General features: G+C 57.5%; 21 protein-coding genes. 15 read left to right on the top strand and 6 right to left on the bottom strand.

Annotated elements, in window-relative coordinates; translation table 11 throughout:
• Positions 1-6 precede the first annotated feature (6 nt).
• The 6 genes from Q1K07_RS20080 to Q1K07_RS20055 are packed head-to-tail and all read left to right on the top strand — an operon-like array spanning position 7 to position 5,202.
• On the top strand, positions 7-561 hold the full coding sequence (locus tag Q1K07_RS20080; RefSeq protein ID WP_300315350.1) for a TRAP transporter small permease: 555 nt from the start codon (positions 7-9) through the stop codon (positions 559-561).
• Positions 558-1,817 (top strand): TRAP transporter large permease, encoded by a 1,260-nt coding sequence (locus Q1K07_RS20075; RefSeq protein ID WP_300315347.1) that lies wholly within the window; start codon positions 558-560, stop codon positions 1,815-1,817. Before Q1K07_RS20080 ends, Q1K07_RS20075 begins: the two co-directional genes overlap by 4 nt.
• Before the next feature lie 10 nt (positions 1,818-1,827).
• Entirely contained in the window at positions 1,828-2,838 is a 1,011-nt protein-coding gene (locus Q1K07_RS20070; RefSeq protein WP_300315345.1) for an NAD(P)-dependent oxidoreductase, read from the top strand.
• Entirely contained in the window at positions 2,831-3,670 is an 840-nt protein-coding gene (locus Q1K07_RS20065) for a TIM barrel protein (RefSeq protein ID WP_300315342.1), read from the top strand. The genes Q1K07_RS20070 and Q1K07_RS20065 overlap by 8 nt, the downstream gene beginning before the upstream one ends.
• A gap of 2 nt (positions 3,671-3,672) precedes the next feature.
• Positions 3,673-4,431 (top strand): SDR family oxidoreductase, encoded by a 759-nt coding sequence (locus tag Q1K07_RS20060; protein WP_300315339.1) that lies wholly within the window; start codon positions 3,673-3,675, stop codon positions 4,429-4,431.
• A 54-nt stretch (positions 4,432-4,485) separates the two neighbouring features.
• Positions 4,486-5,202: an FCD domain-containing protein gene (locus Q1K07_RS20055; protein WP_300315336.1), complete on the top strand. Its 717-nt coding sequence runs from the start codon at positions 4,486-4,488 to the stop codon at positions 5,200-5,202.
• 118 nt (positions 5,203-5,320) lie between these two features.
• Here Q1K07_RS20055 and Q1K07_RS20050 read toward each other — a convergent pair whose 3' ends face one another.
• The 6 genes from Q1K07_RS20050 to Q1K07_RS20025 all read right to left on the bottom strand — a co-directional run bounded on the left by Q1K07_RS20050 (position 5,321) and on the right by Q1K07_RS20025 (position 12,280).
• Entirely contained in the window at positions 5,321-5,992 is a 672-nt protein-coding gene (locus tag Q1K07_RS20050) for a MarC family protein (RefSeq protein ID WP_300315333.1), read from the bottom strand.
• Positions 5,993-6,512: 520 nt separating this feature from the next.
• A complete protein-coding gene (locus Q1K07_RS20045) occupies positions 6,513-7,283 on the bottom strand; it encodes a GolD/DthD family dehydrogenase (RefSeq protein WP_300315330.1) in 771 nt (256 codons plus the stop codon).
• 55 nt (positions 7,284-7,338) lie between these two features.
• A complete protein-coding gene (locus Q1K07_RS20040) occupies positions 7,339-8,334 on the bottom strand; it encodes a substrate-binding domain-containing protein (RefSeq protein WP_300315327.1) in 996 nt (331 codons plus the stop codon).
• Between the two features lie 134 nt (positions 8,335-8,468).
• A complete protein-coding gene (locus tag Q1K07_RS20035; RefSeq protein ID WP_300315324.1) occupies positions 8,469-9,461 on the bottom strand; it encodes a ribose ABC transporter permease in 993 nt (330 codons plus the stop codon).
• 62 nt (positions 9,462-9,523) lie between these two features.
• On the bottom strand, positions 9,524-11,008 hold the full coding sequence (locus tag Q1K07_RS20030) for a sugar ABC transporter ATP-binding protein (protein WP_300315321.1): 1,485 nt from the start codon (positions 11,006-11,008) through the stop codon (positions 9,524-9,526).
• A 237-nt stretch (positions 11,009-11,245) separates the two neighbouring features.
• On the bottom strand, positions 11,246-12,280 hold the full coding sequence (locus Q1K07_RS20025) for a LacI family DNA-binding transcriptional regulator (RefSeq protein ID WP_300315318.1): 1,035 nt from the start codon (positions 12,278-12,280) through the stop codon (positions 11,246-11,248).
• 273 nt (positions 12,281-12,553) lie between these two features.
• Here Q1K07_RS20025 and ltnD point away from each other — a divergent pair, with 273 nt between their 5' ends.
• From ltnD to Q1K07_RS19980, 9 genes are all read left to right on the top strand, one after another.
• Positions 12,554-13,513 carry an L-threonate dehydrogenase gene (ltnD, locus tag Q1K07_RS20020; RefSeq protein ID WP_300315316.1) on the top strand — a complete coding sequence of 320 codons (960 nt, stop codon included), beginning with the start codon at positions 12,554-12,556 and terminating at the stop codon, positions 13,511-13,513.
• Positions 13,510-14,817: a 3-oxo-tetronate kinase gene (gene otnK / locus Q1K07_RS20015; protein WP_300315313.1), complete on the top strand. Its 1,308-nt coding sequence runs from the start codon at positions 13,510-13,512 to the stop codon at positions 14,815-14,817. Before ltnD ends, otnK begins: the two co-directional genes overlap by 4 nt.
• Positions 14,814-15,473: a 3-oxo-tetronate 4-phosphate decarboxylase gene (gene otnC, locus Q1K07_RS20010; protein WP_300315310.1), complete on the top strand. Its 660-nt coding sequence runs from the start codon at positions 14,814-14,816 to the stop codon at positions 15,471-15,473. The genes otnK and otnC overlap by 4 nt, the downstream gene beginning before the upstream one ends.
• Positions 15,474-15,500: 27 nt before the next feature.
• On the top strand, positions 15,501-16,322 hold the full coding sequence (otnI, locus tag Q1K07_RS20005) for a 2-oxo-tetronate isomerase (RefSeq protein ID WP_300315307.1): 822 nt from the start codon (positions 15,501-15,503) through the stop codon (positions 16,320-16,322).
• A gap of 95 nt (positions 16,323-16,417) precedes the next feature.
• Entirely contained in the window at positions 16,418-17,389 is a 972-nt protein-coding gene (denD, locus tag Q1K07_RS20000; RefSeq protein WP_300315305.1) for a D-erythronate dehydrogenase, read from the top strand.
• Positions 17,390-17,550: 161 nt separating this feature from the next.
• Positions 17,551-18,576 (top strand): TRAP transporter substrate-binding protein, encoded by a 1,026-nt coding sequence (locus Q1K07_RS19995; RefSeq protein WP_300315302.1) that lies wholly within the window; start codon positions 17,551-17,553, stop codon positions 18,574-18,576.
• A 64-nt stretch (positions 18,577-18,640) separates the two neighbouring features.
• Positions 18,641-19,210, top strand: coding sequence for a TRAP transporter small permease (locus Q1K07_RS19990; protein WP_300315299.1), 570 nt, complete (start codon positions 18,641-18,643; stop codon positions 19,208-19,210).
• Positions 19,207-20,481: a TRAP transporter large permease gene (locus Q1K07_RS19985; RefSeq protein ID WP_300315296.1), complete on the top strand. Its 1,275-nt coding sequence runs from the start codon at positions 19,207-19,209 to the stop codon at positions 20,479-20,481. The genes Q1K07_RS19990 and Q1K07_RS19985 overlap by 4 nt, the downstream gene beginning before the upstream one ends.
• 201 nt (positions 20,482-20,682) lie before the next feature.
• A partial coding sequence (locus Q1K07_RS19980; RefSeq protein ID WP_300315293.1) for an aldehyde dehydrogenase family protein occupies positions 20,683-21,708 on the top strand: 1,026 nt, incomplete at its 3' end.

The raw sequence follows: 21,708 nt of genomic DNA, 5'->3' as shown, positions 1-21,708 counted from the left end.
GCTGTGATGAAGCTCTCCGAGGAGAGCCGCATCAGTGAAGTGGCTACGGTCGCTTCACTGTTGCTGAGCTCGAAACAACTGATCTATCAGATCGCTAGATGGGGCGCCATTGTCTCGATTTTGGTCATGTTTCTGGCACTGATGGCCGGGGTGATCGTGAGATATGTGCTGTCCACCAATCTTGGCTGGGTGGCCGAGGTTCCCAACCTGTTTTTTCCGTGGTTGACCATGTGCAGCATTGTTGCCGCCGCCGCCAGAAATGAGCACATCGGCGTCGAGATCGTGGTTGCGCGCCTGCCGGCATCCATGCGGTTTCTCGTGACCCTGGCCGTTGATGGCCTGGCGCTGGTGGCTTTTTCTACCATGGCTTTCCATGGCCTGAATGTCATTGAAATCGCTGGAGGCCAGCGCTTGCCCATCACGCATATTGCCATGTCGTGGGCTTACTGGTCGGTGGTGATCGGCTTTGCTGCCTTGGCCGTGGTGGCGTTGCTCAACATTGGGCTGCTGCTGGCCGGGCATTCCGAGTCCCAGGTATCCCATGGGGAGGAAGGGCTATGACCGTCAATATGTTGCTGGGCTTCATCATTTTCATGCTGTTGGCCATGCCGGTGGGGTACTCCTTGGTCATCAGTGGCTGGGCGGCACTTTCCGTGTTTGGCTCCCTGCCATCCAGCATGGCGGTGATGAAGATCTTTCAGCCGACGCAAAGCTTTCCCTTGCTTGCGATTCCCTTTTTCATCCTTTCCGGCAGCCTGATGATGTCCGGCAAGCTGGGGCAGAAACTGGTTGGCCTGGCCTCGATGCTGGTCGGCAAGTATCACGGTGGCCTGGGCCAGGTCTCCGTCGTTGGCTCCACCATCTTCGGTGGTGTATCCGGCTCTTCTGTTGCTGAAGCTTCTGCGCTGGGTTCAATGCTGATTCCGTGGCAGAAGAGGGAAGGTTATCCAGGCGCCTTTGGTGCGGCAGTGACGTCTTCTTCATCGGTGATTGCCGGATTGATGCCGCCTTCGATTCCACTGATCCTGTTTGCCGTGGTATCGAACTCATCCATTGCTTCGCTGTTCATCGCGGCGGTGATACCGGCGCTGTTGCTGGCCTTCGGCATGATGGCGGCCTGTTACTTCACCGGCAAGCGCAGGGGATTTCCGCGCCTGCAGATGAAATACACTCGGGCCCAGGTGCGTTCGACCATGCTCGGTGCCTTGCCTGCCCTGATGATGCCAGTGTTCATCCTGGTGCTACTGCGAGCCGGTATTGCGACGCCCACTGAGGTCAGCATCATCGCCGTGGCATACGCCATCGTAGTCAGTGCATTGCTCTATCGGGACCTGACGGGTGCTCGGGTCATGGCGGCTCTCACCAATACGGTGATCACCACCGGTGTGGTCATGCTGATCATCGCGGCGGCCAATATCATCGGCTATATCCTGACATCCGGTGGCGTCCCTCAAGCGGTGGCCAACTGGGCGGTGGAGTATCTCAAGCATCCCTTGTTGATCATTCTGGCCATTAATCTGTTGCTGCTGTTCATCGGCATGTTCCTGGATCTGCCGGCCGCCATTCTGCTGTTGGGCCCGACCCTGGTGTCCATTGCCAATGCCATTGGCCTGGACCTGGTGCAACTGGGCATCATGATGTGCGTCAACCTCAGTATCGGCCTGTTCACACCGCCCATCGGAACCACCCTGTTTGTTGCCTCGGCCATTGCCAAGGAGCGGATCGGCACGGTGGTCAAGGAGCTCGTACCGTTCTATCTGGTGGCTCTCATCGTGTTGCTGCTGGTGTCCTACGTTCCTGCCCTGATCATCTACTGAGGAAGCTGACATGGAAACGATTGTCTTCGCCGGACTTGGCGCCATGGGTTGGCCTATGGCGTCCAATCTCCGGGAAGGGGGCTTCGAAGTACTGCCCTATGATGTCGATGCTGGTCGTGTCGAGGCGTTCTATCGCGATGGCGATGTGTCATTAAATGAAGATGCGCTGACGCATACCGTCCGTCGCCTGGGCGAAGCGGATGCTCTGCTCATCATGGTGGTCAATGCCGATCAGGTACGGCAGTTATTGTTTGACCAGGGCATGGCTGAAGCTCTGAAGCCCGGAGCCTGCATCATTCAGATGTCGACCATCGCCCCGGGAGACGCTGCCGCTATTCACGCCGACCTCAAGGCCTTGCGCACCGACCTGCACTATGTCGATGCGCCGGTATCCGGCGGTGTTGTGGGAGCCAAGGCCGGTAGCCTGACCATCATGTCTGCGGGTGAGCCCGAAGCCCTGGCCGCCTGCCAGCGAGCCTTTGAAGTGCTGGGGCGTGATCTCTTCCATGCCGGTGATCGGGTGGGGCAGGGCTCTGCCTTCAAGGCCGTCAATCAGCTGTTGTGTGGTGTACATATTGCAGTGGCGGCCGAAGCGCTGGCACTGGCCGAAAAGAATGGTCTCGATCTGGAGGTGATGGTGCGAATGCTCGGAGGCTCTGCTGCTTCCAGCTGGATGATCAATGACCGCGGCCCGCGCATGATCCTGCCACCTGGCGAAGTGACCAGCGCCGTCGATATCTTCTGCAAGGATCTTGGCATCGTCTGCGAAGCTGCCAGGCAGTCGCGGGCTTATACGCCCCTGGCCCAGTCTGCCTATCAGTCGTTTGTCGCTTCTTCCGAGCGTGGTGAAGGTCGGCTCGACGACAGCCAGGTCATTCGTACCTATCAGTTGTTGAATGGGCAGTTATTGAATGGGCAACTGTTGAATGGGCAGCTACTGAATGAGCCGTCAGGAAATGAGCGGTTGTTGAATGAACAGGATTCGGATGTCATCGCTCAGGCTGGAGAAGGTGATGTCTAGTTACGTGTCTGTCAGTACGGCAGCCTATGATGGTTACGCTTTCGAAGAGATATTTTCGTCACTGGCCCGTTGTGGTGTCAGGCAGGTCGAGGTCGCTTTCATCGAAGGGTATGTCGAGGCCTTTACCGATGACGATCTCAGTGTTGCCTATGCGCGTGAACTGCAAGCGGAGATGCGCCGCCACAATCAGGAATGCCGGTATTTTTCAGGTCACATTGATCTTGGTGAGCACAATGCCTGTCAGCGCCTGGAAGCACGGTGCCGGTTCGCTGCCGAGTTGGGTGCCCGTTATGTGATCACCAATGCAGCGTCCATGGCTTCCAGCGACATTTTCCTGAGTCAGGCGGACCAGTTGGCTGCCATTGCGCGGGCCCATGGTATTCGCATCCTGCTGGAGAACCCGGGGAACAGGGTGGCGAATCTTATCGACAAGTCGAGTGATCTTCGTCCGCTGATGCAGCGCCTGGCGTCTGGGGACTTCGGAATCAACTTCGATGTCGGCAACCTGCTTTCCCATTGTTCGAGCCTGGACCCGCTGACGGATGCGCTTGCCGCGATTTCAGACGTGGACCACTTCCATATCAAGTCCTGTTCCAGAGTGAAGGACGGCATTGTCTTTACTTCTCTGGGGGAGGGCGATATCGACGAAGCGCCACTGATCAGGGAGCTGTTCAGCAGAAGCATTCCATTTTCACTGGAGCTTCCTTTTCGCCTGAGGCGAGACACGGAAGCACAGCCATGGCGCCTGAATTCCTGTGTGCCAATGACAGAGATAGAAAACAATATCAAACGCTCTATTGACTGGATAAACGCGATAAAACAGGAGATATAACCATGTCACAACTGCTCGAAAACAGGGTGTGCATCGTCACTGGCGCAGCAGGCCTCAATGGTATTGGGCTGCGTACCGCAAAACTGTTCTATGAACACGGTGCCAATATCGTGATTACCGATGTCAATGAACAGGCTTGTGATGAGGTTCGCGCTCTGTTCGATACTAACCGTTGTCTTGTCATGGTAAGTAATGTCACCAGCAAGGAAGACTGCCAGAAGGTGGCTGATGCTGTCGTGGACAAATTTGGCCGTATTGATGTGCTGGTCAACAATGCGGGTATCACGCAGCCGGTGAAATTCGAAGAAATTCAGCCGCAGGACTATGACAGGATCCTTGATGTCAATCTGAGGGGAATGCTGTACATGTCTCAGGCGGTTACCCCGCAGATGAAACAGCAGGCATCCGGTTCCATTGTCAATACGTCGTCCGTGTCTGCGCAGCGCGGGGGTGGAATCTTTGGTGGGCCGCACTACAGTGCAGCCAAGGCTGGGATGCTGGGGCTGGGCAAGGCCATGGCGCGGGAGCTTGGTGTCCATGGAATACGCGTCAACTCGGTGACTCCTGGCCTGATCGCCACGGATATCACTGGGGGCAAGCTGGATGACGCCATGAAACAGAAGATCCTGGAAGGCATTCCGCTCAATCGTCTCGGTGCTCCGGAAGATGTGGCCAAGGCTTTCCTGTTCCTGGCATCCGATCTTTCCAGCTATATCACCGGTGCCACTATTGATGTGAATGGTGGCATGCACATTCACTGAGTAATGCTATGCTGCCTCTGTGCGCCTCGCCAGAGGCAGTGTTGGATATATGGTATGAGTGATATTGATCCGAATCTGTTGGACAGACTGAAAGAATTTGTGTCTGTCTCCGAGCTTTCCAAGGATGGTCGCTTGAAGTTACCTCCGGAGAGAGCCTTGTGTGAGCATTTCGATATGCACAGAACTTCAGTAAGAAACGTTCTCTCTGTCTTGCACAGTCTTGGGTTTATCGAACGCAGGCAGGGAAGTGGTACCTTCCTGAAAATGCCTGAGCCAGTTTTTATTCAGCTGTATTTTGAATTGGCGCTCAAGCTCAATTACATTTCCGTGGATCATCTGGAAACTGCCAGGGAAATGTTTGAGCGGGAAATTGTACAGGCTGCCGCTGCCAATCATCAGGACCATGAGCTGGATCGCCTGGAAGCGCTATGTGACAAGATCGTCAACTCCACGGATGTGATGGAAGGGCTCCAGGCGGATTATGATTTCCATGAACAGTTGGCCATCATGGCCAAGAACCCAGCCATATTGATCATCTTTCAGGGACTTTCATCGGTGCTGAAGAAGGTGCTTCATCAGCGCCGAGTGCTGGCTCGTCAGTCTCCTGTTTCCCAGGAAAAGACCAACGAAACTCATGTTGCCATTGTGGCTGCAGTGAAAACGCGCAACCGTGAGATGGCTCGCCAGGCGATGGATCAACACTTCGAGACTTGGAATCAGCAGACGATGCGCAGTTATAGCCAGGTGCCAAGCAGTCTGGCGGAAGAGTGAGTGATAGCCGAGTGCCGAGTGCCTGTACCAGGTGTATACGACAAGGCCGCCCATGAGGCGGCCTTGTCGTATTCGATCGCAGCACTTGCAGTTCTGTCGATCAACCGAGAAATGTGGATCAGGCCATCCAGCCGGGGAATAGGGATTGTAGCCCTTCTACTACCATCTCGACGGAGATTGCTGCAAGAATCATTCCCATTATACGAGTCATGATGACGCGTAGGTTCTGAGACATGTGGCGGCCGATATCAGATGCAAACCACAACACCACAGTCATGGCTGCCAGCACGATAGCCAGCGAGCTGCCCAGTGCTATTGCATCCCCGGTATTGTGTACCAATCCAGTAAATACGATGATGGTGGCGATGGTGCCAGGGCCAATCGTCATGGGGAATGTCAGCGGGTAGAAGGAAATGTCATCCACTACTGCCTTGGTAACGTCTTCTTCCGAGGAGCCGCAGTGTGATGGAGCGTTGTTTCCATTCAGCATTCCCAGTGAAATAAGCATCAGAACGATACCGCCAGCAACGCGGAAGTCATCGATTTCGATGCCGAAAAACTCCAGGATGTGCTGGCCAGAAAAAGCAATTATAACGCATAGTACTGTGCTTGAAATGGCGACTTTTATTGCAGTTGAGCGTTGAGTTTTAGCATCCATTTTGTCTGTCATTGACAGAAAAAGCGGCAGTACGATGAATGGATTCATGATGGCGAATAGCGCACCAAGAGACTTGAGAAATAGCATGCCTTCCATGATTTTTTTCTCGTTGTGGTAGGGGGTTGCTGCCAATCATAGAAGCCTCGCAATAGTTCTGATATGGGGCATGCTCTGGATAAGAATTTTCTCATTGCGATTTGGGAAGTTTCTTTTCCATAGTGCAGTGTCATCGAATTCGTCGCTCTATGAGGACGGTGGTTCATTACTCGGGGGCTGTGGAAGAGCGAGTGATGGCTAGGTACCCAACAAAGATATAAAGCCTGAGCCCTGTGGGATAAGGGGCTCAGGCTATGTAGTCGACTGAGTGATCCAGAGAATCGCTGAATAAATCAGCCTGGCGGAATGCAGGCCATGCGTTCCTGACCAACAATCGTACTTCCCACATCCATGCGGGTCGCATAAGGCGTCCGGAGCGCAACCACCGGAGCCTATGGGGTATCGGTGAGGATGGTGAACGCCGCGCACCAATTCGCCGGGAGCGAATGGGAGCACCCTTCGGATGGTCCGAAGGATAGCCGCTATGGATGGTGGCTATAGCCCAGTGATTCGCCCGCGCAGGCATTCATGCCGTGTTTCCTTGATGGCGATTTGCTTATTGAGCCGTGTAGCCACCATCTATCACCAGGTTTTCGCCACTGATCATGCCTGAGCCGGGCCCGGCCAGGTACAGCGCTGCCATGGCAATTTCTTCTGGCTCGGCAAAGCGGCGGGTAGGGATCTTCTGTTTCATTGCTTCGCCCACCTCGCCGGCCCAGGCCTTGCGGCCCAGTTCGGTAAGTACCACGGTGGGCGATATGGCGTTGATATTGACGCCGCGTGGCGACCACTCCAGAGCCAGTACTTGAGTCAGGGAAATGACACCCGCTTTGCTTGCGCAATAGGCTAGGTGCTGGTCCAGGGCAACCAGGCCGGCCTGGGAGGCCAGGTTGATGATGCGCCCGGTACCGCGCTTGAGCATATGGCGTCCGACAGCTTGGCACATCATGAAAACGCTCTTGAGATTGATCGACAGCGTCTTGTCCCAGTTTGCTTCGGACAAGGTTTCTGCAGGTTCGAGTTCCACGACGCCTGCGGAGTTGACCAGGATATCGATCATGCCAAATGCAGTAATGGCATTCTGCACCGCGCCTTCCAGGCTCTGCTTGTCGGTCAAGTCCGCGACAATACCGACAGCATTCCCTGTCTTGCCAGCCTGGTTGGCGAGTTGCGAGGCAATGCCCGCAATATCGGGATTACGATCTATCAGTACGACTTTTGCGTCCTGGTCGAGATAGGCCTCAGCAATGGCCTTGCCGATGCCGGCAGCTGCGCCGGTAATCAGCGCTACCTTTCCATCGAGTGACAAGCTGTAATCAAACGACATGGGAGACTCCTCGTTGTCTTGCGTGGGGAGTGGAATAGTGAGAGCGGGTAGCTTGTCACTGTTGGCGTTGGGCGAGCAGTGATTCAACATTGTCATTGCCGACCACTGTCCAGGGAATGTTGTAGGTATCGCTTGCGCCATTATTCCAGGCAAGGTCAGGGTAGCGAGTCCAGGTATCGGATTGCGGCAGCTCATCGGCCTTGCCCAGCTTAGCCAAGGCAACATCCAGTGCCCCTTGGGCCTGGGCAGTGGCATCCTGCAGGATGGTTGCCATCTGACCTTTTTGCACGGCTTTCAGTGCATCGGTGATACCGTCCACGCCGGCCACGCTGATATCGTCAACAGATAGACCGCTGGCTTGAATGGCCTGAATGGCGCCGATGGCCATTTCATCGTTCTGGGCAATGACACCATCGATTTCGCCGCGATGGGCTGTCAGCCAGTTTTCCATCAGTGATAGGGATTCTGCGCGAGACCAGTTGGCTGTGCGTCGTTCGAGGACTTTGACGTCGGGATGCTCGGCCAGGACCTTGTCGATGCCCTTGGCGCGGTCGATCTGTGCCGACTGGCCAATGGGGCCTTCTATGATGACGACCTTTCCTTTGTCTCCGACCTTATCGATAACTTCCTCTGCTACCATCTGTCCGGCCAGAACGTCATCGGAGCCGACGAATGCGGCGAGTTGGTCGGTATTGCAGCGAGTGTTGGAACCTACTACGGGAATGCCTGCGGTGGTGGCCTGGATGACAGGGCCGACACAGGCATTGGCATCGATGGGAACGAAGAGAATGGCGTCATACTGACGGGTAATCATGCTGTCGAACTGGCTGGACTGCACCAAGGCGTCATAGCGCCCGTCAAATACGGTAATCTCGACATCGCCACTCTTTACGGCTGGATGATCCTTCAGCGCATTGCTCCACAGTTGCATGAACTCCCCCTGAAGACCATAGGTTGCTGCACCAATACGAATCGGGTCTGCAGCCAGGGAAGAGGTTGTGGTGACTGCCGTAAGGGTGGAAATGGCGAGTCCTGCGAGAAGCTTGTTCATTGTGATCTGCCTCGTTTTTCGAGCTGTCGTGTTGTACTGGTCGTTATGCTTCGCTGTTACTGCGTGTGGCTTGTTGTTGCTATTGCTGGCGTATGGAGTGTCATGTGCAGGCATCAGGCATCAGGCATCAGGCATCAGGCATTGGTGAGTCGTGAGCGATCAAGCATGACGGCAATGACGATGATGGCGCCCTTGACCAGTTGCTGATAGAAGGACGACACACCGAGAAGGTCGAGGCCGTTGTTGATGACACCGATGATCAGTACGCCGAACAGAGTGCCGATGATGCGACCCTTGCCGCCCGCCAGACTGGTGCCGCCAATCACCACGGCGGCAATGGCGTCGAGCTCATAGGCCACTCCCGCTTGGGGCAGGGCGGCGGAGGTGCGTGCCGCAATCATCAGGCCGGCCAGGCCGCAGAGGATGCCGGAGATGGCATATACGGAGAAGGTGATGCGACGTACGTTGATGCCTGACAGGCGTGAGGCGGTGGGGTTGCCGCCAATGGCATAGACGTAGCGACCAAAGGCGGTGTAGCGCAGCGTGAACCAGGCGATGATGAAAACCGTCGCGAACAGTAGAACGGGTACGGGAATGCCGGCCACCATGCCTTGTCCGAGCCACAGGAAGTGTGAGGACAGGCTGGAGATTGGCATGCCGTCGCTATAGATGTAGGTGAGGCCACGCGCCATGCTCAGCATTCCCAGCGTCATGACGAACGGTGGAATGGCGAAGCGTGCCACCATCAGGCCATTGATGCTGCCCAGTACTAGACCGGCCCCTAGGCCGAGAAGGATAGGCAGGATCAGGCCGTAATCGGCGCTGGCGCCGGCGAAGCTGGCAGCGACCATGGCGGAGAAGGCCATCACCGAGCCGACAGACAGGTCGATGCCCCGGGTCAGGATGACAAAGGTCATGCCAATGGCCAGCACGCCATTGATTGACACTTGGCGCAGCACATTGAGTAGGTTGTTGACGCCGAGAAAGTAGGGCGAGACTACCGATAGCACGACGCATAGAACGATGAAGGCGATCACAATGCCATAATCGCTCATGAAGGATGCCAGGTTGTGACTTGGCTTGCCCTTGGGGACAGGGCTGGAGGTCAAGGATGAAGACTGTGACATGGCAAGGTTCCTCGCCGTTTCTGGGTTCTTGTAGAAGGTGGAGCGGCCGGCTGTCGTGCGGTTCAGGAGGACAGGCGAACCAGGTTTTCCTGTGTCAGTTCCGAGCCTGATAGTTCTCCGCTGATGCGGCCTTTGCGAAATACGAGCACGCGGTCACTCATGCCCAGTACCTCCGGAATCTCCGAAGATGTCATGAGAATGGCGCGATCATCCTGGGCAAACTCCGACATGAAGGCGTAAATCTCGCGTTTGGCACCTACATCGACACCTCGAGTAGGTTCATCGAGCATGAGTATTCGAGGATTGGTCTGGAGCCACTTGGCCAGCACGACCTTTTGCTGGTTACCACCGCTCATCTGTCTTACCGGCATGTCGACGGAACTGGCCTTGATGTGCAGTCTGTCGATGAAAGGGCGGGTGGCGAGATTTTCCCTGGATTCATTGATCAGGCCGGCATGCGCGACGTCGGCAATGGAAGCCAGTGTGACATTGCGTTTGATGCTGGCATCCATCACCAAACCACTGCCCTTGCGGTCTTCTGTGACGTAGGCAAAGCCTGCGCGCATGGCATCACCTGGGTGGCGGGGGTGATATGGGGAGCCCTCCAGGCGGGCTTCACCGTGGTCGGCGGGAGCGGCGCCAAACAGAGCATCGAGAAACTCGCTACGACCAGAACCCATCAGCCCGAAAATACCGAGAATCTCGCCGCACTTCAGATGCAGGGATACCTGCTGGAAAGCGCTGCCACGTCCATATCCATCGACTTCTAGAAGAGTGTTGTCGCCGGGACGATTGAACTTGGCATATTCCTCATCAAGCTCCTTACCCAGCACGGTAGTGATCAGGCGATGGCGGTCTATGTCGGCCATGGCGCCGGATTCAATGAAGGTGCCGTCACGCATGATGGTGTAGTCATCGGCAATGCGATACAGCTCGTTCATGCGATGGGAGACATAAATGATGCCGGCTCCTCGTTGCTTCAGGCGCCCGATAGCGGAAAACAGCAGCTCGGTTTCCCGTTCTCCAATAGCGGATGTCGGTTCATCCATGATGATGATGTGGGCGTCCTGGGAAATCGCACGGGCTATTTCCACCATCTGCATGTCAGCGATGCTCAAGTTGCCCAGCTTGGCATCTGGCGCCAGGTCCAGCTCGAGAGAGGCGAGTAGTTCGCATGTTTGTCGCTGCATGGCGCGGTGATCGATCAGGCCTAGGCGTGTGCGAGGTTCACGGCCCAGGTAGATGTTCTCTGCCACGCTCATTTCAGGAACGGGTTCCAGCTCCTGACTGATCATGGCAATGCCTGCTTTCAGCGCAGCATGAGGGCTGTTGAAGGTGACTTCATGCCCCTTCATTCTGACTGTGCCCGCATCGCGTTCAATGATGCCCATCAGGATATTGAGCAGGGTGGACTTGCCTGCACCATTGCCGCCGCATAGGGCGTGCACGGTTCCGGGGCGCAGCGCCAGATGGCCATCCAGCAAGGCGGGGACGCCGGAGAAAGACTTGCGGATGCCCTCCGCATGCAAGAGGTAAGGAGAACTCATGATCCACCGTTGTTCATATGTTCATATTGTGAGCCTATGTATGGTGGATTTGGTCGATGGAGTCAAAAAAACGACAGTGTTCATTGCCTAGACATTAGTCTACATAATATTGTTTTCATTGTTTTATATGGAAAATATCACCCATGTTCAGGGCTTGAACATTATTTCATATTGGTGTCTTTTGTTCATTTGTATGGAGTCTGTTCGTTTGATCGTCGAGAGTCGATAAGACGAGACTCAACTGCTCTCGCCGACAATCAATTCGAACCCTACATCGATGCTGTGCTGTTGTGGCTGTTGCCCTTCCAGGCGCGTGATGATCTGGGTGGCGGCAAGTCGGCCAATGGCCTCGCGCGGGGAGACAACAGTGGTCAGGCGGGGGGTCAGGGCCTGGCCGAATGGCAGGCCGGTGAAGCCGGCAATGGCGATGTCCTCGGGTATCTTGAGGCCCCTTTTCGTTGCGTGGAGCAAGGCTCCCGAAGCCATGACGTCATCAGTGAAGTGGATGGCTTCGATATTGGGATATTCGTGTAGTGCGGCGTCCAGAGCCGTGGCGCCGAGATCGAAGTGGCTTGGCGTCCGCCATTCCATCAAGGGGGCGTCGAGCCCAGATTGCAGCAGGCGCTCGCGATGGCCTTCGTAACGCTGTCGTGTGCGATAGTTGCCTTCCATCTGAGTGCCAGCATAGAGAATGCGGCGATAGCCTCGGGATACCAGATGATCGGCCATGCAGTGACCGGCTCGGTAGTGGGACATGCCGACGTTCATGTCGATGGCATCGCCCAGCTCCATGATCTCTACCAGTGGCCGCTGGTAGCGTGCGAGCAGGTTGCTCAGGCTTTCCTGGTGACGCAAGCCGGTCGTGACCAGGGCGGTTGGTGACCAGCCAAGGAAAGTGCGGATCAGCTCTTCTTCCCGCTTCATGCTGTAGTCGGTGTTGCCCAGCAATATCTGGTAGCCATGCTGTTCAAAAGTGGCTTGCAACCCCTGAATCACTTCAACGAATACCACGTTGGAGAGCGAAGGCACGATGACAGGAATGAAACGCGAACTGGCTGAGGCCAGGCTCCCGGCCACCATATTGCGCACATAGCCGACCTTGTCGATGGCGGCTTCGATCTTCTTGCGTGTGTTGGCGCGGACGCTGTCAGGGGCGTTGAGTGCTCGTGACACGGTAATCGAGGAAACTCCGGCTTCTCTGGCGACATCACTGAGCGTCGGGCTGTCCAGTCCCTTGCGTCGCCTGCGTTCCGTAGATGGTTGGTCGGTCATGTGTTGGTGTCTCTGTTCTGCACTTCCCTGATGGTATACCGAAGTACCTGATCTGCTTATACCTTGGTCGATGACCGGTATTTGAGTATTGCGCTGCCCGATGTTCTTGACTACAAAATGTTAGCGCTAACATTTAATCGGTGCCACCGTTCACCAGCACACAGGTGGCAATGACTCCAAGCCTTCCAATACGCGACTGAGGACTTTTCCATGAGCCACGACTCGCCGCCTTCCCTTGATTCTGAAAGCCCGGCATCGAGGACAAGTGAATCGATGACAAGCCGGTCGATGACGGGCAAAGAGGGAATCGGGGTCGTTGGCCTGGGTGCCATGGGAATGGGGATCGCTCGCTCTTTGCTGCGGGCAGGGCTTGAGGTCGTGGGTTGCGATGTCTCGACTCGGGCCTGTCGGGCGTTCGAGGCCGAGGGCGGGCGCAGTGTGGCATCGCCGCAGGCATTGGCGGAGTCGTGCAGCGTTGTGCTGCTGGTGGTGGTCAATTCCGCTCAGGTAGAAGCGGTACTGTTTGGTTCCCAGGAGCACCCCGGGCTGGCAGACAGACTGGCACCCGGCAGCCTGGTGATCCAGTGTGCCACGGTGGCTCCAGCCTTTGCCGTATCGCTGGGTGAGCGCCTGGTGGAAGCGGGACTGGAATGCCTGGATGCACCGATCAGCGGGGGAGCCGCCAAGGCCAACAGCGGCGAGCTATCGGTGATGGCTTCTGGAAGTGCAACGGCCTTTGCCAAGGCGGCCACGGTACTGGAGGGCATGGCCGCTACCGTGCACCGGCTGGGTGATACACCGGGAGCAGGATCCAGTGTCAAGCTGGTCAATCAGCATCTGGCCGGTGTGCACATTGCGGCAGCGGCCGAAGCCATGGCGCTGGGGTTGAAAATGGGCATCGACGGCCGTCGACTATATGACGTCATCACTCAGTCAGCAGGCAACTCGTGGATGTTCGAGAACCGAGTGCCGCATATCCTCGATGGCAATTACACCCCGCTCTCGGCGGTGGATATCTTCGTCAAGGACCTGAACATCGTGCATGATACCGGGCGTGAATTGCGCCTTGCCATGCCTGTGGCAGCAAGCGCACTGCAACAGTTCACCGCAGCCAGCGGCATGGGACTGGGGCGTGAGGATGATGCGGCCGTGATCAAGGTCTATGAAGCCACGGCAGGCTTTTCGCTGCCAGCGGCCAATGATGCCTGCCTTGAGGCGGGAGAGACACCATGAGCCTGGTGCTGGGAGCCATCGCTGACGACTTTACCGGGGCCACTGATCTGGCCAACAACCTGGTGCGTGCAGGCATGCGTACGGTCCAGGTGCTGGGGGTACCCGGCGAGCGAGCCTTGCCGGCTGACGTGGATGCCGTGGTCGTGGCGCTGAAGTCACGTTCCTGTCCGGTCGACGAGGCTATTGCCGATAGCCTGGCTGCACTGGACTGGCTCAAGGCCATGGGCGCGAAGCAGATCTTCTTCAAGTACTGCTCGACATTCGACTCCACTGATGCAGGCAATATCGGCCCGGTGGCCGATGCCTTGCTTGATCGCTTGAAGGCCATGCAGACCGTGATGGTACCGGCTTTCCCTGCCACCGGACGTACGGTGTATCAAGGGCATCTGTTCGTGGGTGACCGCCTGCTCAATGACAGCGGCATGCAGGACCACCCGCTCAATCCCATGACCGATGCTGATCTGGTCAGGGTCTTGGGGCGTCAGACACCGCATCGAGTGGGAGCCGTGTCGCATGCTGTCATTTCAGAAGGTGCCGGCACTGTCAGAGAGCGCCTTGAGCGACTGCACGATGAAGACGTACGCCATGTGATCTGCGACACGCTGGATGATACCGATCTCGACGTGCTGGCCGAGGCCTGTGTGGATCATGAGTTGGTCACGGGAGGCTCAGGGCTCGGGCTGGCACTGCCTGCACAATATCGCCGCAAGGGTTGGCTGAAGGTTCAGGAAGATGCGGCTCGGCTATCTCGTGCCGAAGGTCATCAACTGGTGCTGTCGGGAAGCTGCTCCCGAGCGACATTGGGACAGGTAGCGCATTTCCTTGAGCGTCATTCGGGTCTGGCGCTGGATCCTCTGGCATTGGCTGCAAGCGATACCGCCATCGAATCAGCGCTGGATTTTGTGCGTGATCATTATGCTCAGCACCCGGACAAGCCGGTGTTGATCTATGCTTCAGCGGCTCCGGAAAGCATCAAGGTGGCTCAGCAGAAGCTGGGTGTGGCCAAGGCGGGAGCCGTGGTCGAAGCCGCCATGGCCAGGCTGGCTGTCACGCTGGTGAAGGAAGGCGTCGGGCGTCTGCTGGTGGCGGGAGGGGAGACTTCTGGCGCCGTAGTGTCGGCTCTGGCCCTGAGCGAGTTGCGTATTGGCCCGCAGATTGATCCTGGTGTGCCCTGGACCCAGGCCCAGGTCAATGGGCGCACGCTATCACTGGCGCTCAAGTCCGGCAATTTTGGTGGCGTCGATATCTTTAGCCGCGCTTTTCCATCGCTGGACGAAGCAGGTCTGGAGGATCAGACGTCATGAGCGAGATCCTCAAGTACCACGACGACAACGCGCTGCGAGAGCAGATCGCAACCTATGGCAAATCGTTGTTTGATCGCGGCCTGACCATGGGATCCAGCGGCAACATCAGTGTGCGCCTCGCGGACGGTGGCTGGCTGATGACGCCGACCAATGCCTGTCTCGGGCGCCTGGACCCCGCGCGAATCTCACGGCTTTCGGGCAGTGGCGAGTGGGTCGATGGCGACAAGCCGACCAAGGAAAGCTTCCTGCACATGGCGATGTACGGCGAGCGTCCGCGCTCACAGGCCATTGTGCACCTGCATTCGACGCATTCCGTGGCGGTGTCCTGCCTGCCGGATGTTGACCATCACGACTGTATTCCACCACTGACTGCGTATTACGTCATGCGCGTAGGGAAACTGCCGCTGGTGCCTTACCACGTCCCGGGAGACCCGACATTGGGTGATGCCGTCAAAGGTCTGGCGGGCAAGCACAGTGCGGTATTGCTGGCCAACCATGGGCCGGTAGTGGCGGGCAGGTCACTGGAGGCGGCGGTATATGCCACCGAGGAGCTGGAAGAAACGGCCAAGCTGTTTCTGCTGCTGCGGGGCCACAACCCGCGCTGCCTGACCCGTGAACAGATTGCTGAGCTTGAAGCCCGCTTTCCACGGGACTGAGAGCCGCTCTTATCGTTGAGGACAAACATGATTCGCCTGGCTGCCAATCTCAGCATGATGTTCCAGGAACATGACTTTCTCGATCGCTTTGCGGCAGCGGCTGAAGCCGGTTTCCGCGGTGTCGAATACCTTTTTCCCTATGCCTATGACGCGTCGGATATTCGGCAGCGCCTTGAGTGCCACGGTCTGTCACAAGTGCTGTTCAATCTCCCCCCGGGAGACTGGGAGGCAGGAGAGCGTGGCCTGGCCAGCTTGCCGGGGCGCGAAGCCGAGTTTCGTGATGGCCTTGAGCAGGCGCTGGAATATGCTGCCGCCCTTGATTGCCCGCGCCTGCATGCCATGGCCGGAGTGCTACCTGATGGTGCTGATGAAGCCGTCCGCCAGACACACCTGCAGACCTATCTCGGCAATCTGCGCCACGCTGCCAAGGTCTGCGAGCAGGCTGGACGTACCTTGCTGATCGAGCCCATCAATGGGCGTGACATGCCGGGGTATTTCCTCCAGACCCAGGAAATGGCACGTCAGATCGTGGATGAGATGGCTTCTTCCCATCTCAAGATCCAGTTCGATGTCTATCACTGCCAGATCGTTCAAGGAGACCTGATTCGTCACCTTGAAACCCAGTTTTCACGCATCGGGCATGTCCAGATTGCCGGAGTGCCCAAGCGGCACGAACCTGATCAGGGCGAAGTCCACTATCCGGCAGTGCTGGAGCGACTCGAAGCGTTGGGTTACGACGGTTGGGTCGGTTGTGAGTATCGTCCCGCGGGCGAGACGCTTGCAGGACTAGGCTGGGCACGCGCCTATGGTCTGGAGCCTGGTACGCCAGCTTCGGACCATTCCCGGTGATCTGTTCCTGTGCTCTATCTCTGTACCCGTTGCTGTGACTCGTTTCTATCACTCGTTTCTATAGCTCGTTTCTATCACTACCAGGTGGAGCGCTTATGCATATTCTGATCACCGGCGCGGCCGGATTTCTTGGCCAACGCCTGATCGAGGCCCTGATCGCCAGGGGCGAGCTCAATGGGCGCACGCTGACACGCTTGACACTGGTGGATCAGGTGGCGCCTTCGGCCGAGCACACGATATCGCCAGAGCTGTCCATTACCACTGCTTCGCGGGACCTGAGTGCTCCCGACGCCTGGGATGCGCTGCTGGATGGACGACCTGATGTCATCTATCACCTGGCGGCTGTCGTCAGCTCTGCAGCCGAGGCTGATCTCGACCTGGGCATGCGGGTGAATTTCGATACCACCCGTTCCCTGCTTGAAGGTTGTCGAGCACGAGGCCTGAACCAGACCCGCCTGATCATGGCCAGCTCCGTGGCAGTGTATGGCGGCCAATTACCCAACGTGCTCGATGACATGACGGCCCTGATGCCACAGAGCAGCTATGGCACCCAGAAAGCCATGTGCGAGTTGCTGATCAATGACTACAGTCGCCGTGGCCTGGTCGATGGTCGGGTGCTGCGCCTGCCGACCATTGTCATTCGTCCCGGCCGACCCAATGCGGCGGCTTCCAGTTTTGCGTCCAGCATTTTGCGTGAGCCGCTCAACGGTGAAGAGGCAGTATGCCCGGTCCCCACGGATCTTGAACTGTTCGTGATGTCGCCCGCCCGGGTGGTCGAGTGCCTGGTACATGGTGCTGAAGTGGATGCGGTGGAATTGGGCGCATGCCGTGCATTGATGCTGCCCGGTATTACGGTAACCGTTGCCGATATGCTGGATGCCCTGCAGCGCAAGGGCGGCGAAGAGGCGCTGTCACGAGTGCACCATGAGCCTGATGAGGGCGTGACGGCCATCGTTGCCAGCTGGCCAGGGCGCTTCCATACCGCCAAGGCGCTGCGCCTGGGGTTCCGAGCTGACGACGACTTTGATGCCGTGGTGGATGCTTTCATGTCAGAACAGACGGGCTAACCGACTGATACGCACGCAGCAGGTATTTATGCAGTGAGAGGCGGCTGATAAAGGTGACGAGCAATGGCCAGGCAAGGCGAATGTCAATGCCATATGGTCGAGCTCAGTAGCTTGTTCGCAGCCTCGTGTTCCCTGAGCAATAAAGCCAAAAGGATATAACAATGACAATACAAGCACGCCCAGCCACCTCCTTAGCTCTTCGCCTGCCCCAGAGGCTGGCCAGCATGACCTTGCCGGCATTGTTTTGCCTGTCGCTGCCGGCGCTGGCGGTCCAGACCGTCAATGTGGGGCATACGCTGTCGGACAACTCCCACTATTCCGCGGGCGTCGATGCCTTCAAGGCCAAGCTGGAAGAGCTTTCCGGGGGCGAGCTCGTGGTCGAGGAGCACACCTCTGGATCACTGGGTGGTGAGCGAGCCATGATCGAAGGGCTGCAGATCGGCACCATTGATGCCGTGATCACTTCCACCGGACCCTTGGGCAATTTCGTTCCGCAATCCTATGTACTCGACCTGCCGTTCCTGTTCGATGACTACGACCATGCCCGCTGCGTGCTCGACAGTGAGATAGGCCAGGAGCTGCTCGACAAGGTCAGCGAGCATGACCTGATTGGCTTGGCCTGGAGTGAGAACGGCTTCCGCCACATGACCAATAATGTGCGCGACATCAAGACACCGCAGGATGATGCGGGTCTCAAGATCCGTACCATGGAGAACGAAGTGCACATGGCAGCATTCAAGGCCATGGGCGCACATCCGACCCCCATGGCGTTCCCGGAACTGTTCACCGCCCTGCAGCAGGGTACGGTCGATGGTCAGGAAAACCCTATCTCGGTGATTCTCACCAGCAACCTGTGGGAAGTGCAGGACCATCTGTCGCTGACCGGGCATGTCTATTCACCCGCCATCATGCTGGGCTCTCCGATACTGTGGGATGGGCTCAGCGACGAACAGAAAGGTTGGTTCATCGAAGCGGCCCGAGCTGGCGCTGAAGCGACTCGGGAGATGGTGTCCCGGCTGGAAACCGAAGGTGTCGACGAGCTCGAAAGCAAGGGCATGAGCGTAGTGCGAGACATCGACAAGGCACCCTTCCGTGAGGCGGTTCAACCGGCCTACAAGATCTACACCGACGAATATGGTAGTGAATGGCTGGACCGCATTCGTGCCAGCGAGTGTAGCGAATCCTGAAACAGTCAGGGCACGAGGTGGCTGAGCCTCGTGCCCTGCAACGTGTTTTCCGGAGGAAGTGCTGATGCTGGACCTGTTCCTGCGCTTCGAGCGTGCGCTATCGCAGTGCGCACTGTATGTGGCAGTGTTGATGCTGATCGTTTCGGTCAGCCTGGCGTTCTATCAGGTATTGACGCGCTTCGTCCTCGATGCGCCATCCACCTGGTCCGAAGTCATGGCTCGCTCAAGCATGATCTGGTGTGTGTTTCTGGGGGCAGCGGCCTGCTTTCGCGGCGGTTACATGATGGCCGTGGAGGCGATCTACAATCTGGTGCCTGAAACCGCGATCAAGTGGATCGAAGTGCTCATCGCCATATGTTGTCTCATCGTCCTGATGGTACTGGTGGTGTACGGCACACAAATGACCTTGAGAGTCAGTTCTCAGAAGCTGTCCGGTGTGGGGATCACGATTGCCTGGATTTATGCTGCCATTCCTGTCGGCGCGGCGTTTTCATCGCTGTCGGTGGCCGCGCGCCTGCTGGCTCAGTTGAGCGGCCGCGAGGCACTGGGAGTAGCAGATGCCGAGGTGCCGGAGGCCGTGTCATCCGTGCAGAGTGATGACATGAAGAATGATACGGAGAAGGTGCGCTCATGAATGCTGCCATCGGGCTGTCCCTGATCATTCTGTTTGCCCTGGGGGTCCCCATTGCGGTGTCGATCCTGCTGGCATCGATCATCGGTATCGAGTTCTTCACCCGCTTTCCGTTGCTGATGGTGCCTCAGCAGATGTTCGTCGGTATCGACAACTTCCCGCTGATGGCGATACCGTTCTTCATTCTGGCGGGCAACCTGATGTCGGCCGGTGGTATTTCCCAGCGCCTGGTGGACCTGGCCAAGTCCATTGTCGGAGGACTGCAGGGCGGACTCGCGATGACCTGCGTGCTGACCTGCATGCTGTTTGCTGCCGTTTCAGGCTCCAGTGTCGCGACCACCTTTGCGATTGGTTCCATCCTGATTCCGGCCATGGTGTCCCATGACTACCCGCGTCCACTGGCCGCGGCGATTCAGGCATCGTCGGCGGAACTGGGTGTCCTGATCCCTCCGTCGATTCCCTTGATTCTCTATGGCGTGAGCACAGACACCTCCATCGGTCGGCTATTCATTGCCGGGGTGGGTCCGGGGCTGTTGATTGGTTGCGCTCTGCTGCTGTTTCTTTATGTGTTCTGCAAGTTGCGCGGTTATGGGCTGCGTGACCGCGAGGACAGGGCGGCTTTTCCCCAGGCCTTTCGCCGTGCCTGGGCCGCATTGTTGATGCCGGTCGTGGTCATCGGTGGCATCTATGGCGGTGTCTTCACTCCCACTGAGGCTTCGGCGGTTGCCGTGGTCTATGCTCTGGTGGTCGGTGGACTCGTCTATCGCGAATTGAGCCTGGCGGAATTGCTGCCGATTCTGCGTCAGAGTGTCATTTCCACTGCAACCGTGATGCTGATCATCTCTGCGGCGGCACTGTTCAGCTTTCTGATCAGTCGCTCTGGCTTGCCGGGGCATGTGGCGGCCTGGGTGACTGAGGTGTTTGCGAGCCCGGTGAGCTTTCTGCTGGCCGTCAATCTGATGTTGCTGGTAGTCGGCATGTTCGTCGAGACATCTGCAGCGATTCTAGTGCTGGCACCGATCTTCACACCGATTGCGGTGCAGTACGGTATCGATCCTGTGCATTTCGGTCTGATCGTGGTGGTCAATCTGGCGCTGGGCATGTTCACCCCGCCGCTCGGGGTCAATCTGTTTGCTGCCTGCGCCGTGGCCAAGCTGTCCATTGATGAGCTGATGCCCTGGCTGTTGCGCTTTGTATTGGTGGTATTGGCTTGTTTGATGGCCATCACCTATCTGCCGTGGATTTCGCTCGGGCTGGTTGAGCTGTTGTATTGAGTTGCTGAATCTTGCCCCGAGCTTTGCCCTGAACTTTGTCAAAGGGAAATGCTGAATAAATCGACGAGCATGCTCAAGCACAAGGCGCCCGGAGCACAGGAACCGGAGCATATGGTGTATATGTGAGGATTCCGCGCACCGCGCAACGCAGTGATTGAGTAGCGCAGACATTTAAGCAGTGTTTCCAAAGGAGTTGGTTCGATGTTCGTACTACCCATCACACCTCCCCGTGGTGCCCTGATTGGCGGACAGTGGAGCGATACCGCCGAAACCCTGGACGTTCAGCGCCCAGCCTGCGCAAGCACCATCGCCTCTATCGCACGTTGCCAGGCGGATGACGTTGCCGCTGCCGTAGCCGCGGCTCGAGCCGCCTTCGAAGGGAAGCTGGGCACGTGGGCCAGTTGGTCCGCCGGTGCGCGTGGAGCATGGCTGTATGCCTTTGCCGATACTATCGACGCGGATGCCGAGAACCTGGCCAAGCTGGAGTGTGCCGACACCGGCAAACCCATGACTCAGGCCAAGGGGGATATTGCGGCTTGTGCGAAATACTTCCGTTTTTATGCCGGGGCTGCTGACAAGCTGCATGGGGAAACGCTGCCGTTCGCCAATGATTATGCGGTGATGACGCTGCGTGAACCCTGGGGCGTCTGCGCCCAGATCATTCCCTGGAACTACCCCGCACAGATTTTCGGGCGTTGCGTCGCGGCTGCCTTGGCCGCAGGCAATACCTGTGTGCTCAAGCCGGCCGAGGATGCTTGCCTCAGTGTCCTGCGCATGGCGGAACTGGCAGTGCAGAGTGGCCTTCCTGAGGGGGCATTGAATGTGGTGCCCGGGCTGGGTAGCGAAGCCGGGGCTGCCTTGGCGGAGCATCCTGGTATCGATCATTTGTCCTTTACCGGCTCCCCGCAGACTGGCACTCGTGTGACCCAGGCATGTGCTGAGCATCATGTGCCAGTGACCATGGAGCTGGGAGGCAAGTCGCCTCAGCTGGTATTTGCCGATGCAGATCGAGAGGCCGCACTGGAGGCCGTGGTGCGCGGCATCATCCAGAATGCAGGGCAGACATGTTCTGCAGGGAGCCGGCTGCTGGTGGAAGCCTCGATTCATGACGACGTGGTGGCACAGCTCAAGACGCGCTTCGAGGCTCTGCGCTGCGATGTCGGCGAGCGGGATCCCGACTGCGGCCCGCTGATCAACGCCCGACAGCAGGACAAGGTGGTGGCGCTG

Origin of the sequence: Halomonas sp. (assembly GCF_029263665.1) — a bacterium.
Classification (GTDB): Bacteria; Pseudomonadota; Gammaproteobacteria; order Pseudomonadales; family Halomonadaceae; genus Halomonas.
The sequence above is the reverse complement of the archived record's forward strand: the minus strand, read 5'-3'. Positions and strand labels throughout refer to the sequence as shown.